We start from the raw sequence: 11,169 nt of genomic DNA, 5'->3' as shown, positions 1-11,169 counted from the left end.
AAAATGGTGAAGCTGCCGGTACGAAGAGAAAGGGCCTTTCCTAGAGTGGTGAAGGAAAGGCCGCATAAATATGGCAAAGCTAGGAACAAAAAAGCCAGTCAGTTGCTTAACTGACTGGCATTACCACTTATCGGTGGCCGTTTAAGGTTAACAAACTTCACTCAGCCTTAATTACAACTCGGCATCCCGGTTGCAATCTTTAGAATAGATATAGCTAAACGGCTCATCGGTTCCTACCGCATATCCGGCCTGTAAACAGTAGGCCGCCATAAAGATATAATCGCCTTTCTTAACCGGGATCCATTCATTATCTAAGTTGTACATACCGGCACCGCTGAGAATATAGGCGCCGTGTTCCTGAATATGCGTTTCGATATAGCCATGGCTGGCACCCGGCTCAAAGCTCAGAATGTGCATATTCATATCAAAACCTAAATGCTTTGGCAGGAAGTCTTGCAGAATAACGTTGCTCATGCCTTCGTAATGGATTTTTTCCAGATTACTGGTATTACCAGAAACCACTTCGGCAGAATGACCGGCTAACGCAGAGTACTTTCTCTTATAAAGGAAAAGTTGGCTGTTTTTTCCAGCGTTATTATTCTTCAGGTACATCAGAGTACCCGGCGGACAATATAGATAGCCACCGGTCGACAGATCGAACTGACGATCGCCAGCAGAGGCTTTAATATTTCCGTCAATAACGTAGACAAAGGTTTCAACGCCGTCAGCGCCGTAGCCCGCTTCATTCCGCCCGTTTGGTAGCATCGTAACGATGTAATCAACGAAGGTTGCGCCCAGCTTTGGTGATGACAAAATAGTCACGTCACAATCTTCAAACCCGGGAACGATGTTTTTAACTAAGCCATCGGTCGGAATTAACGCATAATTTTCACGTTTAATGACGGCACGGGATGCCAGCAGATCGCGTGGATAACCCGTATTATTATTAAAATAGCCCATGTCCAACTCCTATAAGATATAAATCTTGTTACTCAACCAGTTAAATTACTTATTCTTCTTAAGGTTCGAGAAGAAAAATACGTCGGTACCCATCACCAGAATAACGGCGGAAATAGCGAAGCCCGCCTGCGTAATACGAGTTTCTAGTTCTGATAAGCAAGCTGATACAGAGCCTGAGTCAGGGCTTTAACGCCTTCGACTAAGTCTTCGGTATGCGTTTTTTCTGCCGGGTTATGGCTAATACCGTTAATGCTAGGAATAAAAAGCATGGCTGTTGGAATGCGTGGCGCAAATATCTGTGAATCATGGCCAGCTCCGCTATGCATCAGGCGGTAATTAAGCTTCTCTTGGTCACAGATATTTTTCAGCGTATCCACCAGATGAGCGTCCATTGGAACCGGCGCTTCATCCATCCAGCGGTCAATCACAATTTCCATACCCATTTCACTGGCGATGGTCTGCATATCTTTTTCGAGCCGTTCAGTAAAAGACTTAAGGAAGGCTTGATCGGTATGGCGGCAGTCTATGGTAAACATGACTTCGCCCGGCACCACGTTAACGGTATTGGGTTTTGGCGTGACTTTACCGAAGGTCAGTACCAGCGGGTCACCGGCGGCATTAGCTTTGGCAATTGATTCGGTACAGATACGGCTAAAGCCATATACCGCATCTTTGCGATAGCCCATCGGCGTAGTGCCTGCGTGGTTGGCTTCGCCTTTCAGCGTAACGTTATAGCGGCGCTGGCCCACAATGCTGGTGACTACGCCGATGGTATGGCCTTCTTTTTCCAGCACGCAGCCCTGTTCGATGTGCAGTTCCACAAACGCTTTAATATCTTTACGCGACGCGCCGTCATCCTTTTTGAAGTCGAATCCTAGATTACGCATAGCATCGACAAAAGGTATACCTGCGGCATCTTTAATGTTCAGAACGTCTTCTCGTTTAGCCAAGCCCAACACGTTCTTGCTGCCCCAGAATGCGTAAGGGAAACGGCTGCCTTCTTCTTCGGCCAGCGAAATAACTTCGATTGTGCGCAGCGGGGTACCGTGTTTTTCTTTTAGATACTGAATGGCTAGGTAAGCGGCAACAATGCCAAAATGGCCGTCTAGGTTACCGCCGTTAACTACGCTATCAATGTGGGAACCGGACATCACGACTTGGTCTTTATACTGGCTGCCGACTAGCCGCCCGGACAGGTTTCCGACTTCGTCAAATGAGGTTTCTAACCCCATGTCTTCAAATTTTTGTTTTAACGCCTGTTGAGCATCGAACCATTCTTTAGAATAGAGCAGTCTGGTTACTCCACCTCCAGTGACGGCGCCGAACTGGCCGAGCCAGTTAACATTACTCTCAACGTCTTGAATAATATTCTTCATGGTAAATCGCCTTTGATCTGAATTGTTAACTGTAAAATTGATTTTATAGCTCAATCAAATAACGAGTGAGAAATCAATAATCGGTTATATAAGATATTTGGGTAAATTCAGCCCGGCTATTGTTTAACGAATAACCGGATTGGGAAATAAAACGATAAAAAATAAAATTAACTTTCAATCAATATCGATAAATTAATAACCAACGTAAATGCGCAATTAATGTGCAAACGGGTCTTTATGATCGTTCGAATGATTATAAATCGCGTCAGAAATCAAATATTCATAGATTTCATCAACGATTTCGACGCCGTTCGCATTGCTCTCATCTTCATTAATGTCGCAGTTTTGGCCCGGGTAAAGTACCCGTTTTACGCCAGAAGCTGGCGTCACTGCGTTTAAATCACGCATGGTTTGAGTGATATTCTTTTTAAACGTTTGAGCATCGGTAAAGTAGGCTGGATTAATCACGATATGCAGTTGGCCCAGATTGCGGCCTTCGGTTAAATCGTTATACATCGAGCTAACTCGGCTACCAAACGGTAGGCCTAACAGAATACCGGACAGCACGTCGACCATCATCATCAACCCGTAGCCTTTAGGACCAGAAAGCGGCACCAAGGCCTTAACTTCAAACGGATCGGTCGTCGGTTCGCCTTTGTCGTTAACCGCCCAGGTATCTGGAATGGCTTCTTCACGCGAGCGGGCATCGAGAATTTTACCCCAGGCCTGAACGGTTGTCGCCATGTCAAAGGTCATGACGACGTCGTCTTCACCCTGAGCCGCAAAGGCAATTGGATTGGTACCGTAGTAAACGCCGGTTCCACCGAATGGCACCGACATAGGGTCGGACTGACACAGTGAAATACCGATCATACCCTGTTTAGCGGCGTGTTGAACAAAGTAGGAAAGGGCGCCGCTGTGACCAATTTTTTTCACGCCAACAATAGCAATGCCGTTAGTCTGAGCCAGCTTAACGGCTTCGTCCATAGCCAGTTTAGCGGCAACGTGCCCAGCGGCATTATCACCGTGGAATACGCCGGAGCAGGGGCCTGTTTGTTCAAAATGAAACGCTGGTCGGGTATTGGTTCCGCCTTTCGATATCCGTTCTGCGTAATACTCGACGCGTACCGCGCCGTGAGAGTGGATACCTCTGGCATCGGCATGCACCAGAACGTCGGCAACCATTGACGCATGCTGCTCTGATAGACCAGCTTTATTAAGTTTATTTTGAATCAGCTGATGGAGCTTTTGACGATTGATCTTCATTATACTTTCCTTTTAACGTCCCTCATCAGAGGGGTTTAATGCGTAGCACCATACCTTACCGTAAAAGAAATAATGTGATCTAAATATCCTTTATTACATAGTTAGATGTTTTTTTAAAATAGCCCATTAATACAAAAAAAAATTAATAAAGAAAAACTTTATTAAATAATTTCGGATATTAAATTTTTATTAATAATAATCGCGTAAGCTATTTGATTTTTATCATAATAGCTTATGTTTTCCCGGTTAATATTTTTTATCGCCTCAAATTCATTTTTTAGACAAATTTCCCCACATTAAATACATTAAAAATACTTTATTTTTGGTGATATTTATTTGCTAAATAACGCGCTTATTTATTTCTGATAAGGCTGAAATATCAGGATTTTTTGGCGCAATAATCCCTCCTTTTTCCACCATGACCATGGCTAAACGTGCTGATGATGGCGTGCCATTTTCGCTTTGTTTAATTGTAATCAATGCGTTGTTTGTGGCGTAAAGTGGTGGGCATTATTAATTTTTTGCCAAGCTCCCATTTCAGCTTTATTAAAATTTATTGTTTTTAATGCGTTGAATAATAATGGAAATAAATTTCGATCTAGCTAATTAGTGTGATGCGGATCCATATTGTGGAAATATTTTCCAATATTGGATTGTTAACGCTAGAAAAACTTTCTACATTGTTGGCATTAAGGTGTATGTGTAGGTATTGAAGTTATCGCTTATACATTTATCAAGATTTTATTTTAAATTAAGGAGTGATAAGTATGAAGCTTCAGGTTTTACCTTTGAATCAGGCCAGCTTCGCGGCCTATGGGGATGTAATCGAAACGGCCGACAATGATTTCTTCCATATCAATAATGGCAAAGTCGAACGTTACCACGATCTTACTAAGATCGAAATTTTGCAGCAGGACCGAACGCTACTCAGCATTAATCGTGCTAAACCCGCCGAATTGCCAATTATTGTTTCAGAACTTGAGAAACATCCCTTGGGTTCTCAGGCGTTTATTCCAATGAACGGTGAGCAGTTTATCGTGATTGTAGCCAACGGCGATGAGGCCCCGGAACTTGATACGCTACGGGCGTTTATCACCAATGGACGGCAGGGAATCAACTATCATCGCAATGTCTGGCATCATCCGCTGTTCGCATGGCAGACAGAAACTGACTTCCTAACGGTGGATCGCGGGGGTGCAGATAACTGTGTCGTGGTGGCTTTACCCCAGAGCTATCAGTGCGTTGTGCCAGAGGCATAACCATAAATAGTTATAAATTGAGTGACGCTGTCGGGCATCTTGCATAGTATACTTGCACCTTTGATCGGTGGTGTGAGGTGACGGCATAACCGCCTGTTGCAAGAGAAATGAAAGCTATGACTGAATTAAAACGTCGTGGGAGGCCGAGTCAACCTGACTCAGCTTCACATAAAGGTGCTCAGGCACTGGAACGCGGTATTGCCATTCTGCAGTATTTGGCAAAGTCCGGCGGCAGCTCGTCGGTGAGCGATATCTCTGAGAATTTATCGCTACCTTTGTCTACTGCGTTTCGTTTATTAAAAGTATTAGAGCAGTCCGATTTCGTGTATCAGGACGACCAACTTAGCTGGTGGCATATAGGTTTACAGGCTTTTACCGTCGGTTCGTCCTATATCCATAATCGAGACGTTTTATCAGTCGCTGCACCCTATATGCAACGACTCATGTTGCTCTCAGGAGAAACGGCTAATTTGGCCATTCGTAACGGGTTAGAGGCCGTATTAATTGGCCAGCGGGAATGCCAGTCAATAGTTCGGATGTGTGCACCACTAGGAAGCCGGCTGCCGCTACACGCATCCGGTGCAGGTAAAGCGCTGCTCTATCCGTTAGATGATGAACAGCTGATGAGCGTCATTATTCAGACTGGATTAAAGGCCTTTACCGCTAAAACGCGCAGTGACTTGAATGAGCTACAAAAGGATTTGGCTAAGGCAAAACAGCGCGGGTACGCGCTGGATCAGGAAGAGCACGTTACTGGTTTAAACTGTTTAGCTTCAACGATTTATGACAGTAATAACAATGTAACCGCAGCGATTTCTATCTCCGGGCCGAGTTCGCGTTTGACCGTTGAACGGTTTAGCGACTTGGGGGAGTTAGTAAAAAATACGGCACGTGACATCAGTCAGGCTCTGGGTCAGTGCCACCGGGGATAGGTTAAAATTAATCCGTAATAACCGCCTGCGAAGGCGGATTTTTTTAACCAAAAGCAGAAATGAAAACATTTTCCGTAAATTTGCAGCAGAAATAATAGAAGGATAAAAAGTATGACTCGTATGACGGCCGTTGAAGCGGCGATGCATGTGCTAGAAAAAGAGGGAGTAGATACCGCATTTGGCGTACCGGGCGCGGCAATTAATCCATTTTATAACGCAATGCGTAAACACGGAAAAATTACCCACTATTTAGCTCGCCACGTTGAAGGCGCTTCCCATATGGCGGAAGGGTACACCCGTGCGAAAGCGGGAAATATCGGTATGTGTCTAGGGACTTCGGGCCCGGCAGGAACTGATATGATCACGGCGCTGTATTCTGCTTCTGCCGACTCTATTCCTATTTTATGTATTACCGGTCAGGCTCCGAGAGCGCGTTTACATAAAGAGGATTTTCAGGCTGTCGATATCCAATCTATCGCCGGTCCGGTTACTAAAATGGCAGTAACGGTGCTAGAACCAGCCTTGGTTCCTCGCGTGTTGCAGCAGGCTTTCCACTTAATGCGCTCTGGCCGTCCGGGTCCGGTACTGATCGATTTACCGTATGACGTGCAAATGGCGGAAATTGAGTTTGATCCTGAGACCTATCAGTCATTACCGCCTTACAAACCTTGTGCAACGATGGCACAGGCTAAAAAAGCCGTTGAAATGCTGATGGCCGCTGACCGTCCGGTTTTGGTGGTGGGTGGCGGTGTCCTCAATGCCGATGCTACCGAACTGTTCCAACGCTTCGCTGAACTGACTCAGGTTCCGGTTATTCCTACGCTAATGGGCTGGGGCGCTATTGCCGATGATCATCCACTGATGGCCGGTATGGTCGGGCTACAGACCTCACACCGCTACGGTAATGCCACTCTGTTGGCATCCGATCTGGTGTTTGGTATTGGTAACCGTTTTGCTAACCGTCATACCGGTTCCGTGGATAAATACACGGCGGGCCGCAAAATTATTCATATTGATATTGAACCGACGCAAATTGGTCGAGTGATATGCCCTGATTTAGGCATTGTGTCCGATGCGGGTGAAGCGCTCAAACTGCTGATCGATGCGGCTCAAGAGATGAAAAATGCGGGCAAATTACCTTGCCGCAAAGCATGGGTTGAAGACTGCCAGCAGCGTAAACGCACGTTGTTACGCAAAACGCATTTCGATAACGTGCCGGTAAAACCTCAGCGCGTATATGAAGAAATGAACCGGGCGTTTGGCCGTAGTGCAACTTACGTAACCACCATTGGTTTATCTCAAATTGCGGCGGCACAAATGCTGCACGTGTTTGGTCCTCGCCGTTGGATCAACTGCGGTCAGGCTGGCCCGCTGGGCTGGACGCTTCCTTCTGCATTAGGCGTTTGCGTTGCCACTCCGAAAGCGCAGGTTATCGGGATCTCCGGTGATTATGACTTCCAGTTTATGATCGAAGAGTTAGCCGTCGGCGCGCAGTTCAAAATACCTTATATCCATGTGTTGGTGAACAATGCCTACTTGGGGCTTATTCGTCAGTCTCAGCGTGCGTTTGATATGGACTACTGCGTCCAGCTGGCTTTTGACAATATCAATTCTGAAGAGCTTAACGGTTATGGCGTTGATCATGTGAAAGTGGCTGAAGGGCTAGGCTGTAAGGCTATTCGGGTGTTTAAACCTGAAGATATCGCGCCGGCATTTGCTCAGGCTAAAGTGCTTAGAGATCAATTCAGCGTACCTGTCGTAGTCGAAATTATGCTGGAGCGCGTGACCAACATTTCGATGGGCGGAGAAATTGACAGCGTGAATGAGTTTGAACCGATTGCCGATAGCGTTGAAGATGCGCCAACTCACGTGAGTTTTATGGAATATAAATAGTACCGGAGGTCATGATGCTTAAGTTTTCAGCTAATTTATCAATGCTATTTCTGGAGTACGATTTTCTGGATCGCTTTGAAGCCGCTGCGGCAAACGGATTCAATGCCGTTGAGTTTATGTTCCCCTATGGCTATTCAGCCGAACAGCTCAGGGAACTGATGGAAAATCACAATCTTCAACATACGCTACATAACTTACCGGCGGGTAACTGGGAAGCGGGCGAGCGCGGCGTGGCCTGCATCCCGGGCCGGGAAGATGAATTCCGTCAGGGTGTGGCTTCCGCTATTGCCTATGCCAAAGTTCTAGGTAACCGTAAAATTAACTGCTTAGTCGGCAAAACGCCGTCAGGCGTTGACGCCACATTGGTTAATCGTACGTTGGTTGATAATTTACGCTACGCGGCAGACGAGCTGGCGAAAGAAAATATCATGTTGTTAATTGAGCCAATTAACCATTTTGATATACCCGGCTTTCATTTAACCGGCACCCAACAGGCGCTAGAGTTAATTAAACAGGTCGGCAGCGACAATCTGTTTATTCAATACGATATTTATCATATGCAACGCATGGAAGGTGAATTAACCCAAACCATGGCGCTGCACGCCGATAAAATCGGGCATTTACAGATTGCCGATAATCCGGGGCGTAATGAACCGGGAACCGGCGAAATTAATTACGATTATCTTTTTGACGTTATTAAGCAGTCTGCTTATGACGGTTGGGTTGGCTGTGAATATAAACCGAAAAAGCGAACCGAGGATGGGCTTGGCTGGCTGAAGAAATATCATTAATTAAATAAAGATTTAATGTAGCAATAAATATTCACAGACTTTGTGAAGGGATTTATATCGCTCAAATTTGAGGAGTTTAATATGAAGATCGGATTTATCGGGTTAGGTATTATGGGTGCACCGATGGCTCAGCATTTAGTTGATGCTGGTTATTCCCTGCATTTCTCTACCCTCGGCAACGTTCCGGCATCGTTAACCGATGCGGGGGCAAAGGCCTGTAGTACGCCCGCTGAGGTTGCACAGCATGCGGACACCATTTTTATCATGGTTCCAGACACGCCGGACGTTGAGAAGGTTCTGTTTGGTGAAAACGGATGCGCACTTACATCGCTCAAGGGAAAAACCATTGTCGATATGAGTTCGATTTCACCGATTGAAACCAAAGTGTTTGCAGAAAAAGTGCTGGCTCTTGGCGGTGACTATCTGGATGCGCCAGTGTCCGGCGGTGAAATCGGCGCTCGGCAGGCAACGCTGACTATCATGGTCGGTGGTAAAGATAGCGTATTTGCTAAGATTAAGCCGCTTTTCGAACTACTGGGCAAAAATATTACGCTGGTCGGTGAATATGGCGCGGGGCAAACCTGTAAAGTAGCTAATCAGATCATCGTTGCACTGACCATTGAAGCGGTTTCTGAAGCGTTACTGTTTGCTTCCAGAGCCGGAGCCGATCCTGCCCGAGTTCGTCAGGCATTAATGGGTGGATTTGCATCATCGCGCATTCTTGAAGTGCACGGTGAGCGCATGATCAATCGCACCTTTGAGCCTGGGTTTAAAATTGCGTTGCACCAGAAGGATCTGAACCTAGCGTTGCAAAGCGCGAAGGCTCTATCTATCAGTCTGCCAAATACGGCTACCTGTCAGGAATTGTTCAACGTGTGCGCCGCTAACGGCGGTTCACAGTTGGATCACTCTTCACTGGTGCGTTCGCTGGAGCTGATGTCCGGGCATTCAATCGGATAACTATTTGGGTATTTTTATTTCCATCCTCTGGCGCTGATAAATAAATTATTAGCGCCAGATAATAAAAACTAAATAATAAAAAATTACGCGTAATGCCATAAGAAAAATAAATATCTCTAAGCAGCTGACATTATTTCAACCGGAATATGGGATAGCTGTAGTTCGTACCCTAAATATTAAGCGTCTCTACCTTATTCCGTTGCGTGTAATTGAGGATTTAAAAATGAATCAATCAGAGTTACAACAGCAAGAACGCTATCGTCAAAGAGGCTATAGTGACGATCTGTTACCTACGCCTAAAGATCAAAGAACCTGGAAAGGTATTAACTATTTCACCCTTTGGATGGGCTCTGTCCATAACGTACCTAACTACGTTGCGGTTGGGGGCTTTCTTATACTCGGGCTATCTACGTTTAGCGTGATGGCAGCGATTATTATCAGCTCATTTTTCATTGCCGCCGCCATGGTGTTCAACGGCGCAGCGGGCTCTAAATATGGTGTGCCTTTCGCCATGATTTTGCGCGGTTCTTACGGCGTGCGCGGCGCGTTATTGCCGGGTATTTTACGGGGATGCGTTGCTGCCATCATGTGGTTCGGCCTTCAGTGCTATGCAGGTTCCTTAGCCTTTCTAATCCTAATCGGCAAGCTGTGGCCCGGGTTCTTAGCGTTAGGCGGTGATTTCAATTTATTAGGATTATCGCTTCCAGGCCTGATCGCTTTTCTTATCTTTTGGGCAATTAACGTACTCATCGGTTTCGGCGGCGGTAAGGTCCTGAATAAATTCACCGCTATTCTTAACCCTTGTATTTATGTGGTATTTGGCGGAATGGCTATCTGGGCTATCTCGCTGGTTGGGTTGGAACCTATACTCAATTACGTTCCGGCAAACACCATGGTTGCTGAGAATCCGGTATTTTTGTTCTTAGTGGTAATTAATGCCGTAGTCGCCGTTTGGGCCGCACCGGCGGTTAGTGCCTCTGACTTCACCCGTAACGCCGCCAGCTTTAAACATCAAATGATTGGGCAAACGCTGGGTCTGATAGTCGCTTACGTGCTGTTTGCTGTAGCGAGCGTCTGTATTCTGGCCGGAGCCAGCATCCATTATGGCGTAGATACCTGGAACGTACTCGATATCGTACAAAAGTGGGACAGCCTGTTTGCCTCCATTTTCGCCGTATTGGTTATCTTAATGACCACCATATCAACCAACGCCACCGGTAATATTATTCCGGCCGGTTACCAAATTGCGGCCATTGCGCCTAAAAAGCTGAGCTATAAGAAGGGCGTGATGATTGCCAGCCTGATTAGCCTAATCATTTGCCCATGGAAACTGATGGAAAATCAGGAAAGTATCTATCTGTTCTTAGATATTATCGGTGGCATCTTAGGCCCGGTAATCGGGGTGATGTTAGCGCATTACTTTATTATGATGCGCAGCGATATCGATCTTGATGCGTTATATACCCCGCCGGGCAACTATAACTATTTCGAACACGGTTTTAACGTGGTGGCGTTTGCGGTCACTATTGTCTCGGTCGTGCTGTCGTTGGGCGGAAAATTCATTCCTCTGTTTGAACCGCTTTCTCGGGTTTCATGGTTCGTCGGCGTTATTTCAGCCTTTGCTTTATACATCGTGTTTAAGAGAAGAGAGACCGTGTTGCAGTCGCAACAAGTATAAACGCTATTACTCGACCTGAGTAATAGGGAGTCAGTACGGCTCAATATTGGGCCA

At 46.0% G+C, this 11,169-nt stretch carries 10 protein-coding genes; 7 read left to right on the top strand and 3 right to left on the bottom strand.

The window, feature by feature from the left end; all coding sequences use genetic code 11:
* A partial coding sequence (locus GVI43_RS15935; RefSeq protein ID WP_246201569.1) for a hypothetical protein occupies nt 1–114 on the top strand: 114 nt, incomplete at its 5' end.
* A gap of 57 nt (nt 115–171) precedes the next feature.
* On the opposite strand, the gene allE is transcribed toward GVI43_RS15935, so the two are convergent.
* The 3 genes from allE to allD all read right to left on the bottom strand — a co-directional run bounded on the left by allE (nt 172) and on the right by allD (nt 3,602).
* A complete protein-coding gene (allE, locus tag GVI43_RS15140) occupies nt 172–960 on the bottom strand; it encodes a (S)-ureidoglycine aminohydrolase (RefSeq protein WP_159567681.1) in 789 nt (262 codons plus the stop codon).
* 143 nt (nt 961–1,103) lie between these two features.
* Nucleotides 1,104–2,336, bottom strand: coding sequence for an allantoate deiminase (allC, locus tag GVI43_RS15135; protein WP_159567680.1), 1,233 nt, complete (start codon nt 2,334–2,336; stop codon nt 1,104–1,106).
* Nucleotides 2,337–2,552: 216 nt separating this feature from the next.
* Complete coding sequence (gene allD / locus GVI43_RS15130; protein ID WP_159567679.1) at nt 2,553–3,602, bottom strand: ureidoglycolate dehydrogenase; 1,050 nt, start codon at nt 3,600–3,602, stop codon at nt 2,553–2,555.
* Nucleotides 3,603–4,369: 767 nt separating this feature from the next.
* Between allD and allA the strand changes: the two genes are divergently transcribed.
* The 6 genes from allA to GVI43_RS15100 all read left to right on the top strand — a co-directional run bounded on the left by allA (nt 4,370) and on the right by GVI43_RS15100 (nt 11,115).
* Nucleotides 4,370–4,861 (top strand): ureidoglycolate lyase, encoded by a 492-nt coding sequence (gene allA / locus GVI43_RS15125; RefSeq protein ID WP_159567678.1) that lies wholly within the window; start codon nt 4,370–4,372, stop codon nt 4,859–4,861.
* Between the two features lie 116 nt (nt 4,862–4,977).
* On the top strand, nt 4,978–5,793 hold the full coding sequence (gene allR, locus GVI43_RS15120; protein WP_159567677.1) for an HTH-type transcriptional repressor AllR: 816 nt from the start codon (nt 4,978–4,980) through the stop codon (nt 5,791–5,793).
* A gap of 111 nt (nt 5,794–5,904) precedes the next feature.
* The gene (gene gcl / locus GVI43_RS15115) at nt 5,905–7,686 is read left to right on the top strand and encodes a glyoxylate carboligase (protein WP_159567676.1); all 1,782 of its coding nucleotides are present in this window, start codon (nt 5,905–5,907) and stop codon (nt 7,684–7,686) included.
* A gap of 14 nt (nt 7,687–7,700) precedes the next feature.
* Complete coding sequence (hyi, locus tag GVI43_RS15110) at nt 7,701–8,477, top strand: hydroxypyruvate isomerase (protein ID WP_159567675.1); 777 nt, start codon at nt 7,701–7,703, stop codon at nt 8,475–8,477.
* Nucleotides 8,478–8,558: 81 nt separating this feature from the next.
* Nucleotides 8,559–9,437 carry a 2-hydroxy-3-oxopropionate reductase gene (gene glxR / locus GVI43_RS15105; protein WP_159567674.1) on the top strand — a complete coding sequence of 293 codons (879 nt, stop codon included), beginning with the start codon at nt 8,559–8,561 and terminating at the stop codon, nt 9,435–9,437.
* 223 nt (nt 9,438–9,660) lie between these two features.
* Nucleotides 9,661–11,115 (top strand): allantoin transporter, encoded by a 1,455-nt coding sequence (locus GVI43_RS15100; RefSeq protein ID WP_159567673.1) that lies wholly within the window; start codon nt 9,661–9,663, stop codon nt 11,113–11,115.
* Nucleotides 11,116–11,169 lie beyond the last annotated feature (54 nt).

Source organism: Budvicia diplopodorum (genome assembly GCF_009800925.1).
Taxonomy (GTDB): Bacteria; Pseudomonadota; Gammaproteobacteria; order Enterobacterales; family Enterobacteriaceae; genus Budvicia; species Budvicia diplopodorum.
Note: the sequence above shows the minus strand (reverse complement) of the source record. Positions and strands in the feature narration are given on the sequence as shown.